The organism is Bradyrhizobium sp. NDS-1 (assembly GCF_032918005.1).
Taxonomy (GTDB): Bacteria; Pseudomonadota; Alphaproteobacteria; order Rhizobiales; family Xanthobacteraceae; genus Bradyrhizobium; species Bradyrhizobium tunisiense.
This window is the reverse complement of record NZ_CP136628.1, coordinates 5,388,436-5,411,834: the sequence shown is the minus strand read 5'-3', so window position 1 is coordinate 5,411,834 and position 23,399 is coordinate 5,388,436. Positions and strand designations below refer to the sequence as shown.

The window sequence follows — 23,399 nt, the reverse complement described above, 5'->3', positions numbered from 1 at the left end:
CGCCCTTGACCGTGCTCTGGACATCCGGAGCCAGACGTTTATTGGTCTTCGCCAAAGTGATCGGCCGCCGTTGACGCGTCCGGTCCGAAAAGCAGCGAGGACGCCGGCCATGACCACATTGACTGTTCAGGATCTTCTCCCTGAGGATGGCACGAGGGGAACGCTGGTCGGCCGCGTCTGGCTGCCGCAGGTAAGTGGGCCCGCCGTCGTCGCCGTGCGCAAGGATGGGGTCTTCGACGTCACCGCAAGATTTCCGACCATCAGCGCCCTCTGCGAAGAGGACAATCCGGCCAAGGCGCTTGCCGGGACCATTGGCGAGCGCATCGGCGATCTCGAAGCGATCGTCGCCAACACGGCGCCCGATGGGCGCGATCCGAAAAAGCCGTGGCTGCTGGCGCCCGTCGATCTCCAGACGCTGAAGGCCGCGGGTGTCACCTTCGCCATTTCCATGCTGGAGCGCGTGATCGAGGAGCGGGCAAAAGGCAACCCTGCTTCGGCCGAGGCGATCCGCAAAGAAGTGACGCGGCTGATCGGCGACGATCTGTCAAAACTCAAGCCGGGCTCGGACCAGGCGATGCATCTGAAGCAGGTGCTGATCGACCAGAACGCCTGGAGTCAATATCTCGAGGTCGGCATCGGCCCGGATGCCGAGGTCTTCACCAAGGCGCCGACCTTATCTTCGGTGGGCACCGGCATGGATGCCGGCCTGCATCCGAAATCGACCTGGAACAACCCCGAACCGGAGCTCGTGTTGTTCGTGTCGAGCCGCGGCAAGATCGTCGGCGGCGCGCTCGGCAATGATGTCAATTTGCGCGACTTCGAGGGCCGCTCGGCGCTGCTGCTGTCGAAGGCCAAGGACAACAACGCGTCCTGCTCGATCGGCCCGCTGCTGCGCCTGTTCGACGACACCTTCACGCTCGACGACGCGCGCAAGCTGGACATCGGCCTGAACGTGCAGGGCACAGATGGGTTCGTCCTCGACGGCCATTCCTCCATCAGCAAGATCAGCCGCGATCCGACCGATCTCGTGGCGCAGACCATTGGCAAGATCCACCAATATCCCGACGGGTTCGTTCTTTTCCTCGGCACCATGTTCGCCCCCGTGAAGGATCGCGACGCGCCAGGGCAGGGCTTCACCCACAAGCGCGACGACATCGTCACGATCTCAGCGCCGCAGCTCGGCAAGCTCGTCAACCGCATGCGCACCAGCGACGAGTGCGAGCCCTGGACCTTCGGCATCGGCGCGCTGATGAAGAACCTGGCGCAGCGGAAGCTGATCTAGCTCTTCGCCTCTCCCGCTTGCGGGGGAGAGGCCGACATGCGAAGCGGCGCGGGTGAGGGGACTCTCCGCGCGTCCATCAGGTGGATAGACGCAGAACTCTGCGCTCGCAATGACGGGAGGAGAGTTCGCGCGACCGTCTATCACCGTCGCTGCGACACCGCATTCTCCGCCCACCCCGCACAAGTTTCTTCATCTCCTCGTTGCATCCGCGGAACAAAATCGCGCTTGGCGTGTCATATGCGCAGCGAGCCCTCTCCGTCTAAATTGTCACCCAATAGTCAAATAATATGACTAGTCGGAACCCATCTTCCGTGGAATAGTGCCTTCTGCCGCCTCAAAGGCCGGCCTATGGGTGCCATGCTACCGATCGGCGCCCGAGATAACAGAAGATCATCTCTTGGGAGACACGCCTGATGACCCTCAAAGCCCTCTTTGCGGCCAGCGCCACGGCCGCGTTGCTGCTCGCGCTGCCGGCCAGTGCTGCCGAGCTCACCATCGGCTTTTCGCAGATCGGATCGGAATCCGGTTGGCGCGCGGCCGAGACTTCGGTCTCCAAGCAGGAGGCTACCAAGCGAAAGGTCAATCTCAAGATCGCCGACGCGCAGCAGAAGCAGGAGAACCAGATCAAGGCGATCCGTTCCTTCATCGCGCAGAACGTCGATGCGATCTTCCTCGCGCCCGTCGTCTCGACAGGCTGGGACTCGGTGCTGAAGGAGGCCAAGGAGGCCAAGATCCCGGTCGTGCTGCTCGACCGCGACATCGATCCCTCCGGCAAGGACCTCTATCTCACCGCCGTCACCTCCGACAGCGTGCATGAAGGCGCGGTCGCCGGCGACTGGCTGGCCAAGACCGTCGGTAGCAAGCCCTGCAATATCGTCGAACTGCAAGGCACGGTCGGCGCCAGCGTTGCCACCAACCGCAAGAAGGGGTTCGACACCGCCATCGCCAAGCACGCCAATCTGAAGGTGGTGCGCAGCCAGACCGGCGACTTCACCCGTGCCAAGGGCAAGGAGGTGATGGAGAGCTTCATCAAGGCCGAGGGCGGCGGCAAGAACATCTGCGCGGTCTATGCCCACAACGACGACATGATGGTCGGCGCGATCCAAGCGATGAAGGAAGCCGGCCTCAAGCCCGGCAAGGACGTCCTCACCGTCTCGATCGACGCGGTTCCTGATATCTTCAAGGCGATGGCCGCCGGCGAAGCCAATGCGACGGTCGAGCTGACGCCGAACATGGCCGGCCCCGCGCTCGATGCCGTCGCGGCCTTCAAGGAGAAGGGCACGGTTCCGCCGAAATGGATCCAGACCGAATCCAAGCTCTATACCGCTGCCGACGATCCGCAGAAGATCTACGACAGCAAGAAGGGTCTCGGTTACTGAGGCGAGACATCGCGCCGGGCCGCCCCCCGCGGTCCGGCGTACCTTCGAAGCCGCAGCGAAGGAAAAGGCCGGGTGTTCGCAACGTTAGCGGGCGCCCGCGGGAGTGACGTCGCCATGGAGAACAGTCCCGATTCTGCTCCGCCTCTGTTGGAGGTGCGCGGGATCAGCAAGAGCTTCGGCGCTGTACGCGCGTTGCAGGAGGTCGACTTCACGCTGCGCACCGGCGAGATCCATGCGTTGCTCGGCGAGAACGGCGCCGGCAAGTCGACGCTGATCAAGGTGATCACGGGCGTGTTTCCGCGCGATGCCGGCATCGTCAGGCTCGGCGGCGACGAGATCGCGCCACGCTCGGCCAAGGCGGCGGTGGCAGCGGGCATTGCCACCGTCTACCAGGAGGTCAACCTGCTGCCGAATCTTTCGGTGGCGCAAAACCTGTTCCTCGACCGCCAGCCGATGCGCTTCGGCATCGTGCGCGAAGCTGAAATGCGCCGCCGCGCCAAAGGGCTGCTGGCGGATTTCGGCCTCGAGATCGACGTCGCCGCGCCGCTCGGCAGCTATTCCGTCGCCATCCAGCACGTCACTGCGATCGCGCGGGCCGTCGATCTCTCCGCTCGCGTGCTGATCCTCGATGAGCCAACCGCCAGCCTCGACCGCCACGAGGTCGAGATTCTCTTCGGCATCGTGCGCCAGCTCGCAAAGCGCGGTATCGGCATCGTCTTCGTCAGCCACTTCCTCGATCAGGTCTACGAGATATCCGACCGCATCACGGTGCTGCGCAACGGCCGCCTGGTCGGCGAGCGCGAGACCGCCTCGCTGCCGCGGCTGGAGTTGATCCGGATGATGCTCGGCCGTGAGCTGGCCGAGACCACCAGCGCGCGGGCCTCGGCAGGTGAGCACCGGGCACGCGAGGTCTGCGCGAGCTTCGAGAATTACGGCAAGGCTGGGTATGTCGCGCCGTTCAATCTGGAGCTGCGTCATGGCGAGGTTGTCGGTCTCGCCGGACTGCTCGGCTCGGGCCGCACCGAGACGGCGCGGCTGGTGTTCGGCGCAGAGCGCGCCGATGGCGGGCAGGCGAGGGTGGAAGGCGCGCCGGTGCGGCTCCAGTCGCCCCGCGACGGCGTGCGCCACGGCTTTGGCTATTGCCCGGAGGAACGCAAGACCGACGGCATCGTCGCCGAGCTCACCGTGCGCGAGAACATCGTGCTCGCGCTCCAGGCCAAGCGCGGCCTGCATCGCCCGCTGTCGCGCCGCGAGCAGGACGAGATCGCACGCCGCTACGTCAAGATGCTCGACATTCGTCCTGCCGATCCCGAACGCCCCGTCGGCCTGTTGTCCGGCGGCAATCAGCAGAAGGTGCTGCTGGCGCGCTGGCTCGCGACCTCGCCGCGGCTGCTCGTGCTGGACGAGCCGACCCGCGGCATCGATGTCGGCGCGCATGCCGAGATCATCCGCCTCATCCGCGAGCTCTGCGAGAATGGTCTGGCGCTGCTGGTGATCTCCTCCGAGCTCGACGAGATCGTGACCTATTCCGACCGCGTCGTGGTGCTGCGCGACCGCGCCCATGTCGAGGAGCTCGCGGGCGAGGCGATCGATGTCGGCAACATCCTCGCGGCCATTGCCGCCGACGGTGCCGCGGTTGCGCTCGAGGCTCACACATGACAGCGCTGTTGCCGCGCCGCGGTCTGGCGCAGATCCTCGCGTTGATCGTCATCCTCGCGGTGGATCGCATGGTGTCGCCGCAATTCTTCGATTTGCGCCTCCAGGACGGCCGGCTGTTCGGCAGCTTGATCGACGTGCTCAATCGCGGCACGCCGGTGGCGTTGCTTTCGCTCGGCATGGTGTTGGTGATTGCAACGCGCGGCATCGACCTGTCGGTTGGCGCCGTCATGGCGATCTCAGGCGCGATTGCGGCGAGTCTTGCCGATAGCCACAGCCTCCCGGTGGTGCTGGCGGCCGCTCTTGGAGCGGGCCTTGTCTGCGGACTGTGGAACGGATTTCTCGTCGCCGTGCTTGGGATGCAGCCGATCGTGGCGACGCTGATCCTCATGGTGGCGGGGCGCGGCATCGCTCAGCTCATCACCGAAGGGCGCATCGTCACGTTCTCCTCGCCGGATCTGGTCTGGCTCGGCAACGGTGCGGTGCTTGGCCTTCCGGTTCCAGTCGCGATTACCCTTTGCATGCTGATCCTGACCGGCCTCGTGGTTCGGGGTTCGGCGCTCGGTCTGATGATCGAGGCGACCGGCGGCAATGCGCGGGCGAGCGAGCTTGCCGGCGTCGGTACGCGCGCGATGATCCTTTCGGTCTATGTCTGGTGCGGCGTCTGCGCCGCGCTCGCCGGCGTGATCGCGGCGGCCGACATCATGGGCGCGGATGCCAACAATGCCGGCCTCTGGCTCGAGCTCGATGCGATTCTGGCCGTGGTGATCGGCGGCACCTCGCTGTTCGGCGGCCGCTTCAGCCTCGGGCTCGCCGTGCTTGGCGCTCTGATCATCCAGACCATGAACACTGGAATTTTGCTGTCCGGCTATCCGCCGGAATTCAACTTGCTGGTCAAGGCCGTGGTGGTGCTCGCTGTGCTGCTGTTGCAATCGCCGAAGCTGACCGGCTTTGCTGGAATCGTCGCGCGGCTGCGGAGAACGAAAGCATGAAAGGCCTGCCGCCCGTCCTGATCACGGCCATCGTGCTCGTCGCGGGTTTTGCGCTCTGCGCGGTGCAATTCCCCAATATTGCCTCGACCCGCGTGGTCGGCAATCTCCTCACCGACAACGCTTTCCTCGGCATCGTCGCTGTCGGCATGACCTTCGTCATCATCTCCGGCGGCATCGATCTTTCGGTCGGCTCGGTGATCGGATTTACGACGGTCTTCGTCGCGCTGGCGATCGAGCGCTGGGGCATGCCGCCGCTGGTCGCCTTCGTTGCCGTCCTCGCGCTCTCGGCGGCCTTTGGCGCGACGATGGGCGCGGTGATCCATGTCTTCGATCTACCGCCGTTCATCGTGACGCTCGCCGGCATGTTCCTGGCACGGGGTGCAAGCTTCCTGCTGTCGACGGAATCGGTGCCGATCACGGCGCCGGTCTATTCGACGGTCTCCGACTTCGCGCTTCGCATGCCCGGCGGCGGGCGATTGACCGCGATAGCGATCATCATGCTCGTGATCGTCATCGGCGGAGCCTTGCTATTGCAGCTCACCCGGTTCGGCGCCAATGTCTATGCGCTCGGCGGCAGCCGGGCGGCCGCGAGCATGATGGGCGTTGCTGTTGGCAAGATGACGATAAAGATCTACATGCTGTCGAGCCTGCTGGCGGGCATCGCGGGCATCGTCTTCTCCTTCTACACCAGCGCCGGCTATTCGCTCTCCGCCGTCGGCGTCGAGCTCGACAGCATCGCGGCCGTCGTGATCGGCGGCACGCTGCTCACGGGCGGGCAGGGCTCGGTGATCGGCACCTTTCTCGGCGTGCTGATCCAGGGCCTGATCCAGACCTACATCAATTTCGACGGCACATTGTCGAGCTGGTGGACCAAGATCGCAACCGGTATCCTGCTGTTTGCCTTCATCGCCTTGCAGCAGGGGTTGGTCGCACTCGCGCGCCGGCCGGCGAGGAAAAGCCTGGGAGCCGCGACATGACCTCGCGTATCGTCGTCATTCCGACGCGGCGGGCTCACTCCAACCATGCGGAGGTCGCCCGCTCGATCGGCGTCGACATCATCGCCGGCCGCTACGCGGAGGGGACGCGGTTGCCGGGAGATGCCGAGATGATCGCCATGTTCGGCGTGTCGCGGCCGGTGCTGCGTGAGAGCGTGAAGACCCTGGTCGCCAAAGGCCTGCTCACCACCAAGGCGCGCGTCGGCACCGTCGTGCGCGAACGCGCGGCCTGGAACATGTTCGACGCCGACGTGCTGGCCTGGCACCTGGATGCCGGCATCGACAAGCGTTTCCTCAACGACCTCGCCGAGATCCGTCTCGCGGTCGAGCCGCGCGCCGCGATGCTTGCGGCGACGCAGCGGTCGGAGGAGGACCTCGCCGAACTGCGGCGCTGCATGGATCGCATGCGGCTGGAAGCATCCGATTCGGTCGGCTTTGCCGACGCCGACCTCGCGCTCCACGTCGCGGTGGCACGCGCCTCCGGCAATCTGTTCATGCGCTCGATCGGCCACGTCATCGAGGCGGCGCTGCGCGCCTCGTTCCTGCTCAGCGCACCGGTCGAGCCGGAGGACCGCGACACCGTGCTGCTCTGGCACCAGAATATCGTCGATGCGATCGCAGCGGGCGATGCCGAGGCGGCCTCGGAGGCGATGGTCTTCGTCATTCACAACGGCATGCATCGCCACGAGGGCGCCGTGATCGAGACCGCGCCGGCCGAGGCGTTGCCATCCGTGGAATCTGGAGAGAGATCGTGACGGAACTTCGTATCGCCATCGTCGGCTTCGGCAAGATCGCGCGCGACCAGCACGTCGGTGCGATCGCCGCGACGTCGGGCGCGACGCTCGCGGCTGTCGCCAGCCGCAACGCCTCGCTGCCTGGACTGCCGCATTTCGCCACCATCGAGGAGCTGCTCGAGAAGGGGCCGGACGTCGATGCGGTGTCGCTCTGCACGCCGCCGCAGGTGAGGCGCGCGCAGGCCGCCGCGGCGCTCAAAGCCGGCAAGCATGTCATGCTGGAGAAGCCGCCGGGGATCGGCGTTGCCGAGCTCGATCCGCTGATCGCGATGGCGGCGGAGGCAAAGCGGACGTTGTTTGCGACCTGGCATTCGCGCTACGCGCCAACGGTGGAGCCCGCGCGGCAATGGCTCGCTGGCCGACGCATCACGTCGGTGCACATCGACTGGAAGGAAGACGTTCGCATTTGGCATCCGGGTCAGGGCTGGATCTGGGAGCCGGGCGGCCTTGGCGTGTTCGACCCCGGCATCAACGCGCTGTCGATCCTGACCAGGATCCTGCCGTCTCAGGTGTTCGTCACCGCGGCTGAACTGGCCTTTCCGGCCAACTGCCAGGCGCCGATCGCTGCGAGCCTGACGCTGACCGACATTGGCGGCCTGCCTGTGACCGCCGAGTTCGACTTTCGCCAGACCGGGCCGCAAAGCTGGGATATTGTCGTCGAAACCGATCAGGGCCGGATGACCTTGTCCAGCGGTGGCGCGCGCATGGCTGTCGATGGCAAGGTGCTTGCCGAGGCGCCCGATGAGGAATATCGCGGACTCTACCGGCGCTTCGTCGAGCTTACCACGACGGGTACAAGCGACGTCGACCTGACGCCGCTTCGTCTCGTTGCCGACGCCTTCCTGCTCGGCCGGCGCACCGTCGTCGAACCATTTGTGGACTAGACATGGCTGGCTCAAGAATCGAAAGAGATGTCTTCGGAACGCTGCCGGACGGCCGCAACGTCGAGCGCATCGTGCTGCGCGATGAGGGCGGGTTCGAGGCGCGCGTCATCACCCATGGTGCGGTGCTTCAGGCGCTGATCGCGCCGGATGCCAAGGGCGGCCACGACGACGTCGTGCTCGGCCATGACGCGTTCGCCGGCTATCTCGCGGAACGAAAGTTCTTCGGCGCCACCGTCGGCCGCTACGCCAACCGAATCGCCAAAGGCCAGTTTTCGCTCGATGGCGAGACGGTGCAGCTTGCCGTCAACAACGGGCCGAATGCGCTGCATGGTGGCCTCGATGGCTTTGACCGCAAGCTCTGGGACATCGCAGCAATCGACGATGGCGCCCACCCCGCGGTGACGCTGACCTATGTCAGCCCGCATGGGGAAGAGAACTACCCCGGCAGGCTCGATATCCGCCTGACCTATCGCATCACCGGGCCGACCGAACTGTCGCTGAGCATGGAGGCGCGGACCGACCGGCCGACCATCGTCAACCTGACCAACCACAGCTTCTTCAACCTCGAGGGGGCGACGTCAGGCACGCCCATTCTCGACCACAAGCTGATGGTCGCCGCCGATCATTTCCTCGCCATCGATCCCACCGCCATTCCCTTGCCCGAACCGCCGCGTAACGTTGCTGGCACGCCGTTCGACTTCCGCGGGCCCCGGCCCGTAGGCGAGCGCATCCGCGAGAGCGACCAGCAATTGCAGAACGGCAGGGGCTACGACCACACCTACTGCCTCCCCCGCGACGGCAAGCTGGCACTCGCAGCGCGGCTGGAGGCGCCGGGCGCGGGGCGGATCATGGAGCTGTTCACCGATCAGCCGGGACTTCAGGTCTATTCCGGCAACTATCTCGACGGCACGATTTCGGGGAAGGGCGGCAAGCTCATCCGGCAGTCGGACGCCATGTGCCTGGAGCCGCACATCTGGCCTGACGCGCCGAACCGGCCGGATTTTCCGAGCCCGCGCCTCGATCCCGGCGAACTCTACCGTCATCACACCGTCTATCGCTTCGGAGTGCAGACGCCATGATGGAACAGGTGCCGACCTCGGTTATCTCGAGCGATCCCTGCCATCTCGGCGAGGGCCCGACCTATGACGTAAGCACCGATACCGCGTGGTGGTTCGACATCCGCGAGGGACGGCTGTTCGAGGCGCGGCTCGGCAGCGGCAGCCTCCGCGTCCATGCGCTCGGCCGGATGGCGAGCGCGATCGGGCGCATCGATGCCGAACGGCAGTTGATCGTTGCCGAGGACGGGCTTTATGTCCGCAAGCTTGCCGACGGCGCGATGACCTTGTTGCTTCCGCTCGAAGCCGACAATCCAGCCACGCGCTCCAACGATTGCCGCGTGCACCAGTCCGGCACGTTCTGGATCGGCACCATGGGCAAGAAGGCCGAGCCGAAGGCCGGGGCGATCTACGCGTTCCATCGCGGCAAGATCTCGACGCTGTTTCCCGGCATCAGCATCCCCAATTCGATCTGCTTCTCGCCTGACGGCGCCACCGGCTATTTCACCGACACGCCGCATGCCGTGCTCTACGCCGTGCCGCTCAACCCCGCGACCGGCCTGCCGCGCGGCGAGCCCGAGGTGTTGCTACGCCACACCGGCATTGGCGGTCTCGACGGCTCGGTGTGCGATGCCGACGGAAACATCTGGAATGCCTGCTGGGGCGCGGGTCGCGTCGATGTCTATTCTCCACAAGGCGAGCGTCTGCGCTCACTGAGCGTGCCGGCCAGACAGGCGAGCTGCCCCGCTTTCGTCGGCTCCGATCTGTCGCGCGTTCTCGTCACGTCAGCCTGGCAGGATATGGACACGGCCGCACGCGCCGCCGATCCGCAAGCCGGCTGCACTTTTCTGCTGGAGGCATCCGCGCGCGGTCGCGCGGAGCCCGACGTCAAGCTCGCATAGGAGACCCGAAAACAGCCCACGACGACGTTCTCGACGAAACAAAGAAACAGTCTGACACCAAGGGAGTAAACCATGCTGAAACTGAAGACGACATTCCTTGCACTGGCGCTGGCCGGCGCTGCGTCCATGGCCGCAGGCGTCACCGCGTCTGCCCAGGACAAGGCGACCGTCGGCATCGCGATGCCGACCAAATCCTCGGCGCGGTGGATCGACGACGGCAACAACATGGTCAAGGTGTTGAAGGAGCGCGGCTACAACACTGACCTGCAATATGCCGAAGACGACATCCCGAACCAGCTCTCGCAGGTCGAGAACATGGTGACCAAGGGAGCGAAAGCCCTGGTGATCGCCGCGATCGACGGTACCACGCTGTCCGACGTGCTCAAGCAAGCCAAGGCCAAGGGCATCACCGTGATCGCCTATGACCGCCTGATCCGCGGCACGCCGAACGTCGACTATTACGCGACATTCGACAATTTCCAGGTCGGTGTGCTCCAGGCGCAATCGATCGAGCAGGGCCTCGGCCTGAAGGAAGGCAAGGGGCCGTTCAACATCGAGCTGTTCGGCGGCTCGCCCGACGACAACAACGCCTACTTCTTCTACAACGGCGCGATGAGCGTGCTGAAGCCCTACATCGACAGTGGCAAGCTCGTCGTTGGCTCGGGCCAGATGGGCATGGACAAGGTCGCAACGCTGCGCTGGGACGGTGCCACCGCCCAGGCCCGCATGGACAATCTGCTCAGCGCCTACTACGGCAACAAGAAGATCAATGCCGTCCTGTCGCCCTATGACGGCATCTCGATCGGCATCATCTCCTCGCTGAAGGGCGTCGGTTATGGCAGCGCCGGCCAGCCGATGCCTGTTATCAGCGGCCAGGATGCCGAGGTGCCCTCGATCAAGGCGATGCTGCGCGGCGATCAGTATTCGACCATCTTCAAGGATACCCGCGACCTCGCCAAGGTGACCGCCGACATGGTCGATGCCGCACTTGCCGGCAAGCAGGTCACGGTCAACGACACCAAGACCTACGAGAACGGCGTCAAGACCGTGCCGTCCTACCTGCTCAAGCCGGTCGTGGTTTACAAGGACAATTGGGAGAAGGTGCTGGTCGACAGCGGCTACTACAAGAAGGCGCAGTTCCAGTAGGACGTTACTTCCGTCATTCCGGGGCGATGCGCAGCATCGAACGATGATGCGAAATAGCGCACCTGAGAATCTCGAGGTTCCGGGTCGCCCTTCGGGCGCCCCGGAACGATGGCGATTTAGGGAAACGACAATGACCGCCATGTTGGAGATGCGCAACGTCAGCAAGAGCTTTGCCGGTGTGCAGGCGCTGCGCGACGTCAACTTCTCGGTTCACGCCGGGCAGATCCACGCGCTCGTCGGTGAGAACGGCGCGGGCAAGTCGACCCTGATGAAGGTGCTGAGCGGCGTCTATCCGCACGGCAGCTACGAGGGCACCATCGTCTTTGATGGCGAGGAGCGGCGCTTCCGCGACATCAACGATTCCGAGGCGCTCGGCATCATCATCATCCACCAGGAGCTGGCGCTGATCCCGCTGATGTCGATCGCGGAAAACATCTTCCTGTCGCATCCGCCCTCGAAGCTCGGCGTCATCGACCGCGACGAGGTCTACCGGCGCACGCGTGAGCTGCTGACGCAGGTCGGCCTCAAGGAATCCCCTGACACTCTGATCACCGATCTCGGCGTCGGCAAGCAGCAACTGGTCGAGATCGCCAAGGCGCTGTCCAAGCGGGTGCGGATGCTGATTCTGGATGAGCCGACCGCCAGCCTCAACGAGGCCGACAGCGCCGCGCTGCTCGAACGCCTGATGGCGTTCCGCGAGCAGGGCATCGGATCAATCCTGATCTCCCACAAGCTCAACGAGGTCGCCAAGGTCGCCGACCACATCACGGTGCTGCGCGACGGTCGCACCGTCGACAGCATCGACTGCCGCAGCGAGCCGATCCAGGAAGACCGCATCATCCGCAGCATGGTCAATCGCGATCTCGCCCACCGCTTCCCGGAGCGCAACGCGAAGATCGGTGAGCCCGTGCTCACCGTCGAGAACTGGTCGGTTTACCATCCGATTCATCCCGAGCGGCAGGTGATCAAGAATGTCGATTTCAGCGTCAGGCGTGGCGAGGTCGTCGGTATTGCCGGCCTGATGGGCGCCGGCCGCACCGAATTCGCCATGAGCCTGTTCGGCCGCTCCTGGGGCACTGCGATCAGCGGCTCTCTCCGGCTCGAAGGCCGGGAGATGGCGCTGCCGAGCGTCGCAGCCGCGATCGACGCCGGCCTTGCCTATGTCACCGAGGATCGCAAGCAGCTCGGCCTGATCCTCGCCGACGACGTCCGCAAGAACATCACGCTCGCCAGTCTCGACCAGGTCGCACCCAAGCGCGTCATCGACGACATCGCCGAGCTGAAGATCGCCAGCGATTATCGCACCCGCATGCGCATCCGCTGCTCCGACGTCTACCAGGAGACTGGCCAGCTCTCCGGCGGCAACCAGCAGAAGGTGGTGCTGTCGAAATGGCTGATGACCGACCCCAAGGTCCTGATCCTGGACGAGCCGACGCGGGGCATCGACGTCGGTGCCAAATACGAGATCTACTGTATCATCAACGAACTGGCGGAAGCCGGCCGCGGCGTTGTGGTGATCTCCTCGGAGATGCCCGAGCTGCTCGGCATCTGCGACCGCATCTGTGTCATGAACGACGGCGCCTTCGTCGGCGAGTTCAAGGGCTCTGATGCGACACAGGAAAAGATCATGCGCGCCATCATGCGCAACGAACGCAACATTGGGAACGCCGCGCCCGCGGCCGTCGAGATGGGAGGATCGCAGCCATGACCGACAAGACGGTATCGCTGCCCGAGGAGCGCCGGCACGGCAGCTTCATCAAGAACAATTTGCGCAACTACGGCATGCTGATGTCGTTGATCGCGATCATGCTGTTCTTCCAGGTCATGACCGGCGGCACGCTGCTGCAGCCGCTGAACCTGACGAATTTGGTGCTCCAGAACAGCTACATCGTCATCATGGCGCTCGGCATGCTGCTGGTGATCGTCACCGGCCATATCGACCTGTCGGTCGGCTCGGTTGCCGGCTTCGTCGGAGCGGTGGCCGCGGTGCTGATGGTGACGTACAAGGTCGACTACACGCTCGCCTTCATCGCCTGCCTGTTGCTGGGCGCGGCGATTGGTGCGGCGCAGGGTTATTGGGTGGCCTATTTCGGCATTCCGTCCTTTATCGTGACGCTGGCGGGCATGCTGGTGTTCAAGGGGCTCGCGCTCGCGGTGCTGCAGGGGCAGTCGCTCGGCCCGTTCCCCGCGACGTTCCAGAAGCTGTCCTCCGGCTTCATTCCGGAGCTTCTGCCGGAGGCCGGCACACTGCATCCGACCTCCATGCTGATCGGTGCTGTGCTTGCGCTCGGCCTCGTCTATGCCAGCGCCAAAGGAAGGTCGCGCGAGCAATCGCATGGCATCGAGGTCGAGCCTTATGCGTTCTTCCTGGGAAAGAGCGTTCTGCTCGCCTGCGCCGTGCTCTATTTCACCTATCTGATCGCCTCGCATCGCGGCATGCCGAACGTGCTGGTCATCATGACGGCTTTGATCGCGCTGTACGGCTTCGTCACCCGGCGTACCGTGATCGGCCGGCAGGTCTATGCGGTGGGCGGCAATGCGAAAGCGGCAAAACTGTCGGGCATCAAGACGGAGCGGCTGACCTTCCTCACCTTCGTCAACATGGGCGTGCTTGCCGCGCTCGCCGGCCTCGTCTTCGCTGCGCGCCTCAACACCGCGACCCCGAAGGCCGGGCTCGGCTTCGAGCTCGACGTCATCGCCGCCTGCTTCATCGGCGGTGCCTCGGCCTATGGCGGAGTGGGGCGCGTCGGCGGCGCCGTGGTCGGCGCCATGATCATGGGCGTGATGAACAACGGCATGTCCATCCTCGGCATCGGCATCGACTATCAGCAGGTCATCAAGGGCCTGGTGCTGCTGGGAGCGGTGTGCATCGACGTGTACAATCAGCGGCGGTAGCGGATCGAAGCGACCCGAAAAGGGTTGCGGATTTCTGCGGAAGTTTGCAGTGTCTCCGAAGCAGAAGGAATCCTTGGAGAAGAGTTTGGAGCCGTACGGGAAGCTCGAATGGCATCAGCGGGACCCCGAGATGCGGTGTCGTCCCTCAGTCAAGCGGATGTCGTGGTCCTGGTTCTCCGCGGAGCTTCTGCAATTTTGGCAAACGGAGCTGGAATTTCGCGTCAAGGGAGATGCAGCCTTCCTGGCGTTGCATGATTCTCTCCGCGCTGCGGGTGAGACGACGATCGACGGAGGGAGCCCTTCGACGCGAACCGATCTTCGAGGCAGGTTGACGTTCGTGCCGGCCGGATCTTCGGTCCAGGGCTGGAACCGTTTCAAGGGCGGCGTCTCGTCCGTCTTTGCGGTGCATCTCGTTCCGGCCAAATCGGTTCGCAGGGCAGACGATATCTCGGAAATTCCTCCATCGCTTTATTTCGAGAGCGACAATCTCAAGGCGACGCTCCAGAGTGTCGTGAATGGAGCCGGCATCAACGACCATGCCTATGCGGAGACACTTGGGCTGTTGCTCTTGTGGGAACTACGGCACGCAGTTGACCCGAAGCGTTCACCTCGTAGCCAGATCCGGGGAGGTCTGACTTTGCGTCAGTTGAGGCGCGTTCAGGAGTTCGTCGACGCTCAGATCTCGACCGAAATCTCGATATCCGACCTGGCAAGTGTGGCAGGGCTGAGCCATTACCACTTCATCAGGACGTTCAAGGAGGCTGCTGGACACTCGCCCTACCAATACGTCCTGTCGGAGAGAACCCGCCATGCGAAAGGGCTGCTGCTGTCGACGCCCGATCTCTCGCTCGAAGACGTGGCACGAGCGGCAGGGTTTAGCGATACATCGCAGCTAAATCGAGTATTTCGGAAGTTCGTTGGTGTTACACCGACCGTTTTCCGGCGTGAAAGCGGCTCTCGTTTTCCATAAAGTTGCACCCGTCCCAATTAGTGATCACGCGGGCCGACGCCCAGGCGTTGGCCGATCAACACAAGCTCAGCCAGACCACCAGCTCTCATCTTCTCCATCACCTTCTTGCGGTGTGCCTTGATGGTCCGCAGCGACGTGCCCAGTTCGTGAGCCACCTGCTTGCTGATCTTCCCTCCGACAAGGAACATGAATACCTGCCGTTCGCGTGGGGTTAAGGTTGCAAGGCGATTTCGCAGATCATCGAATTCGCGTTTGAGAACGAGCAATGACCGGTGACGCGTCAGAGCTCGCGCGATCGCGTGAAGGAGTTCATCCAGCCCGACAGGCTTGATCAGGAAGTCTTCCGCACCTGCTTTGATAGCCTTTACCGTCGTACTGACGTCGCAATAGCCGGTGAGAAACAGAATCGGAAGGCTCGAGCCGAGCTCCAGCAAACTGCTTTGCAGCGCCAGGCCACTCAAGCCAGGCATCCGGACATCTAGGAGGATGCAGCCGGGCTCGTTTTCGATGAACGGCTGCTCCAGCGCTTGCTCGGCCGACGCGTAGGCGACCACGCGGTATCCGGACTGCTCCAATTGCCGTTGGAGCGTGGTGCGGAAGGGAGCGTCGTCATCGACAATGTAGACGGTGTCCGACAACTGCTCTCCTGACAAGGAAGGCGTTGCCTTAACTAGACTTCGCCGCCCCGTGCGCTCCTGGATTCAGGTTTTTGGGTTCCCGCGATGGAAGTCAACGGCTTGACCTCCTTTCACCGCAAGAAATGGTACTTGCCGCAATTTTTGAGACTGTTCCGGCCTTGGCTTGCCGATCTTGCGAAACTACTGCGTCGTGAACAGCACCGCCGCGATCGCGACGGAGAGGCTCACCGCCGAGACCGTTGCCACGGTCGACAGCACGCCCATGCGCCGGAGCGCGATGGCGAACGCGATGATGATGGGGGTCGCGGTCATCAGCCCGATTTGTGCATCGCTCATCGCATCGCTCGCTGTTTTGCGGGACCGCCGGATACATTGATCCTATGACGGCCGAGCGGAAGGGACGTTGCGATAGCGCAAACGTTCGTTCGGCCGTTTGCACTCTTTGTGCGGCGACAAAGTCGGAACCGCTCCGGTGAGATATCCGTTCGGCGTCCTGGTTTGGAAATCAGATGTCGGCGACGGGTTGCGAACAACAAGAAACCGGCTGGGGCATCCTGGAAGATCTTCCCGGCGACCCCATGATCTGGGTGCTGATCTTCAGCGAGCTCGCCGCTTTCGGCCTCTTCCTCGGTGCTTTCGTCATTGCCCGCGTGATTCATCCTGCGATCTTCGCGGCCGGCCAGGCTACTCTTGATACGCATCTGGCCGGGATCAACACCATCGTGCTGGTGACCAGTGGCTGGGCCGCCGCGCGCGGGGCTGCTGCCGCACGGGCGGGCGAAAGGGTGCGAGCGCGCGGCTGGCTCTTTGGCGCCATGGCTCTTGGCGCTCTCTTCATCGCGATCAAACTGTTCGAATATGCCGGCGAGATCGCGCAAGGCAACGGCCTGGAAACGAGCCCGTTCTTCACTTTGTACTTCCTTCTCACCGGATTCCATCTCCTGCATGTCGGCCTCGGCATCGTGATCCTGGCCGTGGTTTCCCGGAGTGCCGGGGCCGCGGGCGTCGAGACCGGCACCGCCTTCTGGCACATGGTCGATCTGCTCTGGATCGTCATGTTTCCCATCATCTATCTGGTGCACTCGTGATTCCGGATCGTCTCGACATTGCCTGGATCGCGTTGATCGGCCTTGCACTTGCGACCATTCTGGTTCCGCCACTGGTGTCGCGCCCGTTGTTCGCCAATGCGTTGCTGCTGACGTTTGCCGCGCTCAAGGGCCGCCGCATCGTGCTCGATTTCCTCGATCTTCGCTCTGCGCCGGCGCTCTGGCGGAGCCTTGTCACCGCCTGGGTTGTCATCGTTGTGCTGTTCGCCTGGCTTGCATCCGCCATCGTCGCCCTGATCTGACGCGCTCCTTGCGCCTCGACAAAGAGCGACCCTCGCGGATCGGCAATAAATAGCAGCACCGATTTTCTCTCGACGACTCAAACCGGAAAGGATTGGCAATGGCTGAACGCCTGACCAAGTCGGCCGCTCGAAACGTCTTCTACGGCGGCTCGGCCTTTTTCTTCGCCATCTTCATAGGGCTGACGGCGCATAGCCACTACTACATGGCCACGACCTCGACCGACGCGGCGACGCTGACCTCGTCGGTCGCCCGCGGCAAGCATGTCTGGGAGAAGAACGCCTGCATCAACTGCCACACCCTGCTCGGCGAGGGCGCCTATTTCGCGCCTGAAGTCGGCAATGTCTGGGATCGCTGGGGCGGGAACGAGGATCCGGCCGCGGCGCGTGAGACGCTGAAGGCCTGGATGCAATCGCAGCCCTCGGGCGCGCCGGGCCGCCGGCAGATGCCGCAGTTCAACCTCACGGACCAGGAGCTCGACGATCTCGCCGACTTCCTGCAATGGACCAGCAAGATCAAGACCCAGCAATGGCCGCCGAACAAGGCCGGCTGAGCGCATTGCCTCGTGAATCACTCAAGACAGAGAGCCTGAGATGAAATATCAGACCCAGAAAGTCGCGATGCTGTATTTTTACGGCGCGCTGACGCTGTTCCTCGCACAGGTCCTGTTCGGCCTGCTCGCCGGAATGATCTACGTCCTCCCCAACACGCTGTCGACCCTCCTGCCGTTCAACATCGTCAGGATGATCCACACCAACGCGCTGATCGTATGGTCGCTGATCGGCTTCATGGGCGCGACCTACTTCCTCCTGCCTGAGGAGACCGAGACCGAGCTGTACAGCCCGCTGCTCGCAAAAATCCAGTTCTGGATGTTCTTCGGCGCGGCAGGTGCGGCCGTGGTCGGCTATCTCTTTCACTACCACGAGGGCCGCGAATTCCTCGAACAGCCCTTCATCATCAAGGTCGGCATCGTCGTCGTCTGCCTGATGTTCCTGTTCAACGTGACGATGACGGCTCTCAAGGGCCGCAAGACCACGGTCACGAACATCCTGCTGTTTGGCCTGTGGGGCGTTGCGATCTTCTTCCTGTTCGCGTTCTACAATCCGATCAATCTGGCGGTCGACAAGATGTACTGGTGGTACGTCGTCCATCTCTGGGTCGAGGGCGTCTGGGAGCTGATCATGGCCTCCGTGCTCGCCTATCTCATGATCAAGCTCAATGGAATCGACCGCGAGGTCGTGGAGAAGTGGCTCTACGTCATCATCGGCCTTGCGCTGTTCTCGGGCATTCTCGGCACGGGCCACCATTTCTACTGGATCGGCGCGCCCGGCTATTGGCAGTGGATCGGCTCGCTGTTCTCAACGCTCGAGGTGGCGCCGTTCTTCACCATGGTGATCTTCACGGTGCAGATGACCTGGAAGGCCGGCCGCAAGCATCCGAACCGCGCTGCGCTGTTGTGGTCGGTGGGCTGCTCGGTGATGGCGTTCCTGGGGGCCGGCGTCTGGGGCTTCCTGCATACGCTGTCCTCGGTGAACTACTACACCCACGGCACCCAGGTCACCGCTGCGCACGGCCATCTCGCCTTCTTCGGCGCCTATGTGATGCTGAACCTGTCGGTAATGGCCTATGCGATCCCGCAGATCAAGGGACGTGCGCCCTATAACCAGTGGCTCTCCATGACCAGCTTCTGGATCATGTGCACGGCCATGATGGTGATGACCTTCGCGCTGACCTTCGCCGGCGTGGTCCAGGTTCATCTCCAGCGCGTGCTCGGCCAAGGCTACATGGATGTGCAGGACCAGCTCGCGATGTTCTACTGGGTCCGTCTCGGCTCCGGCGCGTTCGTGGCGATCTCCGCGCTGATGTTCATCTGGGCCGTGCTGGTGCCGGGCCGCGAGAAGCAGGCGGTCATCCCCGCCGCGCTGCAGCCGGCCGAGTAAACGAGAAATGGCGGCCGCGGTTCGCCGCGCTCGCCAGCTTTCCAAAGAAATTCCGGAGAAACATCATGAAAGCTGCCCTTCACACGGTGACCTCGACGCCCGAGCTGCCGGCCTATGTTCCATCCGGAAACGAATGCGAGCTGTTCGAGCATGCCTGGCGGCGGCGTCTGCCGGTGCTGCTCAAGGGACCGACCGGTTGCGGCAAGACGCGCTTCGTCGCGCATATGGCGGCGCGGCTGGGACTGCCGCTTCACACCATTGCCTGTCATGACGATCTCACCGCCGCCGATCTCACCGGCCGCTATCTGCTCAGGGGAGGCGATACGGTGTGGACCGATGGTCCGCTGACGCGTGCGGTGCGCGAAGGCGGCATCTGCTATCTCGACGAGGTCGTCGAAGCGCGCAAGGACGTCACCGTCGTGCTGCATCCTCTCACCGACGATCGCCGCATCCTGCCGCTGGAGCGCACCGGCGAGGAACTGGTGGCACCGAGCAGCTTCATGCTCGTCGTCTCCTACAATCCCGGCTACCAGACGCTGCTGAAGGCGCTGAAGCCGTCGACGCGGCAGCGCTTCGTCGCCATCGAATTCGACTTCCTGCCGCCGGACCGGGAGATCGGCGTCGTGTCCGCCGAAAGCGGGCTGACGCCGGAGCGCGTGCGGCCGCTGGTCGGGCTGGCTGGCCGGCTGCGCGCGCTCAAGGGCCACGATTTGGAGGAGGGCGTCTCGACCCGGCTCGTGGTCTATTGCGCGACCTTGATTGCGGCGGGCACGCCGACCGCCGATGCCGTGCTGGCCGGCATGATCGAGCCCCTCACTGACGATTCCGACGTGAAGGCGGCGCTGCTGGACGTCGCACGCGCCGTCATCGGGTGAGGCCGCGCCCATGCTCGACTTCCTCGAACTGGAGGAGACGGTCGGCCGCGCCTGGCACAGGATGGTCGGCGGCACCGCGAGCTATCCGGTTCACGACGATCAGGCCGTCGCACTCGCCGAGATGAAGGGTCGGCTCGCGGTGATGTTCCGCGCGCTCGGCGGTGAGACCGGGGTGCAGATTGCAAGCGCTGGTGCCCGGAAATCGGGGCACCGTCTCGGCTGGCGCCAGCGCATCGGCCTCGGAGACGAGCGATTGGAGCAGCCCGGCCGCGACGCCGCGACCATCTTTCTCCCCGATCGCATCTCGATCTTTCCCGACCGTGCGCTCAATGCGGCGCTCTATCGCTGGCTTGCGGCGTGGTTCGCCGCCGCGCCGATCGAGACGATCACGGAAGCCGATCCGCTGCGACGGGATCTTCTGGTGTTGCGCCGGGCGAGCGAGACAGCAGTCTGGGTGCTCACGCAATTCCCCGGGCTCGTCACTGATTACGCCCAGCTCGCCGCAGCGACGGCCGAGGCGCGGCCTCGTCGCCCCTTGCCGCGCATCGAGCAGGAGGTCGAGCAGATCGTGCTGGCCTTGCTCGGAGCCGGCAAGGCGCCTGCGGGCAGGCTGTGGCCGGCGATGATGGGGACGGGGCCGCTGCCGGACAAGGCGCCGCCGGGCTATCATTCGATCCTGCCGTGCCCGCTCTGGGGAGATTGCTGGACGCGCGAGCTCTCGCCCGTACATGCCGGCGAGGACGAGTGCGCACCGGGTGCAGAGGCTGCCCCGGAGGACGATCGCAAGCGCTTTGCCGTTCGCGAGCGCGAGGACAATGCCAATCGCCGCGATCCTTTCGTGCTCAACCGCTTCGAGAAGATCCTCGCGATGGCCGAGATGGTCAATGTCGACCGTCCGGCCGACGACAGCGAGGACGAGGATGCGCAGAAAGCGGCCGACGATCTCGAGGAGATCACCCTCAGCCGCCGTAGCGGCAAGCCGGCGAGCCGGTTCAAGTTCGACCTCGACCTGCCGCCGGAAGCGCTCGATGCCTCGAAGCTCGATGCGGACCTCACCTATCCCGAATGGGACTATCGCAGCGGCTCCTATCTGCCGGATCATTGCCGCGTGCTTGCCGCTGCGGCCTCCGAGCAAGGGGAGAGCTGGATACCTGACGATGCAACGCGCCGGCACATCCGCCAGGTGCGCCGCCGCTTCGAGATGTTGCGGCCGCGCCATGAGCTGATGCGCGCCCAGGCTGACGGACACGATCTCGATCTCGACGCGCTCGTGCGTGCGCGGTGCGATCTTCGCGCCGGCAGCGGCGGCAGTGGTCTCGACCGCATCCATGTCGCCATGCGACCGCAAGGGCACGATCTCGCGGTCACGCTGCTGGTCGACGTCTCGCTGTCCACTGACGCCTGGGTCGACGGCCACCGCGTCCTCGACGTCGAGAAGGAGGCCCTGCTGGTGCTCGCCCACGGGCTCTCAGCCTGCGGCGATCACCACAGCATCCTGACCTTCACCTCGCGCCGCCGTTCCTGGGTGCGGCTCGAAACGGTCAAGGCCTTCGGGGAGCCGATGAGCGGGGCGGTGGAGCGCCGGATCGGCGCGCTGAAGCCCGGCTATTACACGCGGATCGGCACGGCGGTGCGCTACGCCGCCGCCGAACTCGCCCGCCAGCCGCAGCGCAAGAAGCTGCTGATCGTCCTAACTGACGGCAAGCCGAACGACGTCGATCATTACGAGGGCCGCTTCGCTGTCGAGGACACCCGCAAGTCGGTCCACGAGGCGCGCCGCCTCGGCATCGCCGCCTTCGGCGTCACGGTGGACACAACTGCGCAATCCTACTTCCCGACCCTGTTCGGTCGCGGCGGCTACGCCATCGTCGGCAACATCAAGCGGTTGCCTGCGGCACTGCCGGCGATCTACCGGCAGGTCGCGCACTGACGGCGGAAAAATCCAGAGGGGCAGCTCTCTTCACGAGCTATTGCTCATCATTTGGGTATATGATCGAATGGTCGAATGGTCCTCCGCCGGTCAAGTTCCGATCTGATCATCTTCGATTGCGATGGCGTGCTCGTCGACAGCGAGCTGTTGAGCTGCCGGTGCCTGTCCGAGGTGCTGGCGGAGTTCGGCATCGCGCTCAGCGTAGAGCAGGCGCTCGAGCTCTTCCTGGGGCGCAGCACCAAGGCGATCGAGCAGCATTATCGTGATCTCGGGCAGATCGTGCCGGACAGTTTTCTGCCGCGCTTGAAGTCGCAAGTGCTGACGACCTTCGCAGCTTCGCTTCAGCCGACCCCCGGCATTGCCGGCGTGATGTCCGACTTGTCCGTGCCGTGTTGCGTGGCTTCATCCAGCGACATCGATCGCGTGGCGCTCTCCCTCGACGTCACCGGGCTGCGGGCGCATTTCGGGAATCGGATCTACACCGCGCAAATGGTCAGGCACGGCAAGCCGGCGCCCGATCTCTTTCTCCTCGCGGCGGAGAAGATGGGGGTGCAACCTGCGCGCACCCTGGTGATCGAGGACAGCGTCAGCGGCGTTCAGGCGGGCAAGGCGGCCGGCATGACCGTCTGGGGATTTGTCGGCGGCGGCCATTATCGCGGACGCGACGGACAGGCTATATTGTCCGGCGCGGGGGCCGACCGGGTGTTCTCGCGCATGATCGAATTCTGGGAGACGTGAGGCCCGCATGGCCGCCGAGAACGACAGATCGCGACTCGACGACGCCGCGCGCGCCGGCTGGCTCTATTTCATCGCGGGTCACACCCAGGACGAGATCGCAAAGATGCTGCAGGTCTCGCGCGCCTCGGCGCAACGGCTGGTTTCGCTGTGCCTCGCCGAGCGTCTCATCACCTTCCGGCTCGAGCATCCCATCGCCGCCTGCATGGAATTGGCGGCGCGCCTGAAGGAGCGCTTCGATCTCGTTCATTGCGAGGTGGTCCCGGCCGATCCAGCGGCGCCGCAAGCCACCGCGGGTATCGCCGAGCGTTGCGCTAATTTGCTCGATTCCACGCTGCGTTCGGAGACGCCCGTGATCGTCGCGCTCGGCACGGGCCGGGCGGTGCGCGCTGCGGTCGAGCGCGTCACGCCGATCGACCGGCCCAATCACCAGATCGTCTCGCTGGTCGGCAACATCTCCGCCGACGGCTCGGCGAGCTTCTACGACACCGTCGGCCGGCTCGCCGATCGCACGGGTGCGCGGCACTATCCGATGCCGCTGCCGTTCCTGATGTCGTCCGAGGACGAGCGCAACAAGATGGTCCGCATCGAGCCGATCGCCAAAGTGAAGGCGGTGGCCGCCAAAGCGGATTTGCGCCTTGTCGGCATCGGCCAGATGGACCAGAAGGCACAGGTCCATGTCGACGGCTTCGTGACCCGCGACGAATTGTTCGAGATGATGCGGCTGGGTGCGATCGGCGAGATCACCGGCTGGGCCTATGATTCAAAGGGCCGCCTGCTCAAATCCGGCACCAACAAGCGCCTAACCAGCATCCCGCCGGAAGTGCCGGCGAAGACCACCACGATCGCCGCGGCGATCGGTGCAGCCAAGGTAGTGGCGATCGCGGCGGCGCTGAACGGGGGCCTGATCAACGGGTTGATCACAGACGAGACGACCGCAAAGGCCATCCTGGAGCGGTAGGGGCGGCCGGTCCCGCCACTTGCG

General features: G+C 64.2%; 23 protein-coding genes. 21 read left to right on the top strand and 2 right to left on the bottom strand.

Annotated features, from left to right (window positions below; all coding sequences use genetic code 11):
• The first annotated feature begins 109 nt into the window (after nt 1–109).
• From RX330_RS25310 to RX330_RS25250, 13 genes are all read left to right on the top strand, one after another.
• Nucleotides 110–1,282, top strand: a complete 1,173-nt coding sequence (locus RX330_RS25310; RefSeq protein WP_317240279.1) for a fumarylacetoacetate hydrolase family protein — start codon at nt 110–112, stop codon at nt 1,280–1,282.
• A gap of 413 nt (nt 1,283–1,695) precedes the next feature.
• A complete protein-coding gene (ytfQ, locus tag RX330_RS25305; RefSeq protein WP_317240278.1) occupies nt 1,696–2,661 on the top strand; it encodes a galactofuranose ABC transporter, galactofuranose-binding protein YtfQ in 966 nt (321 codons plus the stop codon).
• 114 nt (nt 2,662–2,775) lie between these two features.
• Entirely contained in the window at nt 2,776–4,320 is a 1,545-nt protein-coding gene (locus tag RX330_RS25300; protein ID WP_317240277.1) for a sugar ABC transporter ATP-binding protein, read from the top strand.
• The gene (locus RX330_RS25295) at nt 4,317–5,309 is read left to right on the top strand and encodes an ABC transporter permease (RefSeq protein ID WP_212092395.1); all 993 of its coding nucleotides are present in this window, start codon (nt 4,317–4,319) and stop codon (nt 5,307–5,309) included. Before RX330_RS25300 ends, RX330_RS25295 begins: the two co-directional genes overlap by 4 nt.
• Nucleotides 5,306–6,286, top strand: coding sequence for a galactofuranose ABC transporter, permease protein YjfF (yjfF, locus tag RX330_RS25290; RefSeq protein ID WP_317240276.1), 981 nt, complete (start codon nt 5,306–5,308; stop codon nt 6,284–6,286). The genes RX330_RS25295 and yjfF overlap by 4 nt, the downstream gene beginning before the upstream one ends.
• Entirely contained in the window at nt 6,283–7,059 is a 777-nt protein-coding gene (locus RX330_RS25285; RefSeq protein WP_212092397.1) for a FadR/GntR family transcriptional regulator, read from the top strand. Before yjfF ends, RX330_RS25285 begins: the two co-directional genes overlap by 4 nt.
• Entirely contained in the window at nt 7,056–7,982 is a 927-nt protein-coding gene (locus tag RX330_RS25280) for a Gfo/Idh/MocA family protein (protein WP_317240275.1), read from the top strand. The genes RX330_RS25285 and RX330_RS25280 overlap by 4 nt, the downstream gene beginning before the upstream one ends.
• A gap of 2 nt (nt 7,983–7,984) precedes the next feature.
• Nucleotides 7,985–9,061, top strand: a complete 1,077-nt coding sequence (locus RX330_RS25275; RefSeq protein ID WP_317240274.1) for an aldose epimerase family protein — start codon at nt 7,985–7,987, stop codon at nt 9,059–9,061.
• Nucleotides 9,061–9,939 (top strand): SMP-30/gluconolactonase/LRE family protein, encoded by an 879-nt coding sequence (locus RX330_RS25270; protein ID WP_212092497.1) that lies wholly within the window; start codon nt 9,061–9,063, stop codon nt 9,937–9,939. The genes RX330_RS25275 and RX330_RS25270 overlap by 1 nt, the downstream gene beginning before the upstream one ends.
• A 72-nt stretch (nt 9,940–10,011) precedes the next feature.
• Nucleotides 10,012–11,085, top strand: coding sequence for a multiple monosaccharide ABC transporter substrate-binding protein (chvE, locus tag RX330_RS25265; protein WP_212092400.1), 1,074 nt, complete (start codon nt 10,012–10,014; stop codon nt 11,083–11,085).
• 130 nt (nt 11,086–11,215) lie between these two features.
• On the top strand, nt 11,216–12,793 hold the full coding sequence (gene mmsA, locus RX330_RS25260; protein ID WP_317240273.1) for a multiple monosaccharide ABC transporter ATP-binding protein: 1,578 nt from the start codon (nt 11,216–11,218) through the stop codon (nt 12,791–12,793).
• Nucleotides 12,790–13,980: a multiple monosaccharide ABC transporter permease gene (gene mmsB, locus RX330_RS25255; protein ID WP_317240272.1), complete on the top strand. Its 1,191-nt coding sequence runs from the start codon at nt 12,790–12,792 to the stop codon at nt 13,978–13,980. The genes mmsA and mmsB overlap by 4 nt, the downstream gene beginning before the upstream one ends.
• A gap of 73 nt (nt 13,981–14,053) precedes the next feature.
• Nucleotides 14,054–14,950 carry an AraC family transcriptional regulator gene (locus RX330_RS25250; RefSeq protein WP_317240271.1) on the top strand — a complete coding sequence of 299 codons (897 nt, stop codon included), beginning with the start codon at nt 14,054–14,056 and terminating at the stop codon, nt 14,948–14,950.
• Nucleotides 14,951–14,967: 17 nt separating this feature from the next.
• On the opposite strand, the gene RX330_RS25245 is transcribed toward RX330_RS25250, so the two are convergent.
• Nucleotides 14,968–15,588, bottom strand: a complete 621-nt coding sequence (locus tag RX330_RS25245) for a response regulator transcription factor (RefSeq protein ID WP_317240270.1) — start codon at nt 15,586–15,588, stop codon at nt 14,968–14,970.
• A gap of 180 nt (nt 15,589–15,768) precedes the next feature.
• The gene (locus tag RX330_RS25240) at nt 15,769–15,924 is read right to left on the bottom strand and encodes a hypothetical protein (RefSeq protein WP_091892367.1); all 156 of its coding nucleotides are present in this window, start codon (nt 15,922–15,924) and stop codon (nt 15,769–15,771) included.
• A gap of 173 nt (nt 15,925–16,097) precedes the next feature.
• On the opposite strand from RX330_RS25240, the gene RX330_RS25235 reads away from it, so the two are divergent.
• From RX330_RS25235 to RX330_RS25200, 8 genes are all read left to right on the top strand, one after another.
• A complete protein-coding gene (locus RX330_RS25235; protein WP_317240269.1) occupies nt 16,098–16,676 on the top strand; it encodes a cytochrome c oxidase subunit 3 family protein in 579 nt (192 codons plus the stop codon).
• A complete protein-coding gene (locus tag RX330_RS25230) occupies nt 16,676–16,936 on the top strand; it encodes a cytochrome C oxidase subunit IV family protein (RefSeq protein WP_375847654.1) in 261 nt (86 codons plus the stop codon). Before RX330_RS25235 ends, RX330_RS25230 begins: the two co-directional genes overlap by 1 nt.
• A gap of 98 nt (nt 16,937–17,034) precedes the next feature.
• Nucleotides 17,035–17,487 carry a c-type cytochrome gene (locus RX330_RS25225; RefSeq protein WP_212092407.1) on the top strand — a complete coding sequence of 151 codons (453 nt, stop codon included), beginning with the start codon at nt 17,035–17,037 and terminating at the stop codon, nt 17,485–17,487.
• Nucleotides 17,488–17,527: 40 nt separating this feature from the next.
• Nucleotides 17,528–18,874, top strand: a complete 1,347-nt coding sequence (locus RX330_RS25220) for a cbb3-type cytochrome c oxidase subunit I (RefSeq protein WP_212092408.1) — start codon at nt 17,528–17,530, stop codon at nt 18,872–18,874.
• Between the two features lie 65 nt (nt 18,875–18,939).
• Nucleotides 18,940–19,749: a CbbQ/NirQ/NorQ/GpvN family protein gene (locus tag RX330_RS25215; RefSeq protein WP_317240268.1), complete on the top strand. Its 810-nt coding sequence runs from the start codon at nt 18,940–18,942 to the stop codon at nt 19,747–19,749.
• A 10-nt stretch (nt 19,750–19,759) separates the two neighbouring features.
• On the top strand, nt 19,760–21,679 hold the full coding sequence (locus tag RX330_RS25210) for a nitric oxide reductase activation protein NorD (protein WP_317240267.1): 1,920 nt from the start codon (nt 19,760–19,762) through the stop codon (nt 21,677–21,679).
• Nucleotides 21,680–21,754: 75 nt separating this feature from the next.
• A complete protein-coding gene (locus tag RX330_RS25205) occupies nt 21,755–22,417 on the top strand; it encodes an HAD family hydrolase (RefSeq protein WP_317240266.1) in 663 nt (220 codons plus the stop codon).
• A 7-nt stretch (nt 22,418–22,424) separates the two neighbouring features.
• The gene (locus RX330_RS25200; protein ID WP_212092412.1) at nt 22,425–23,375 is read left to right on the top strand and encodes a sugar-binding transcriptional regulator; all 951 of its coding nucleotides are present in this window, start codon (nt 22,425–22,427) and stop codon (nt 23,373–23,375) included.
• Nucleotides 23,376–23,399 lie beyond the last annotated feature (24 nt).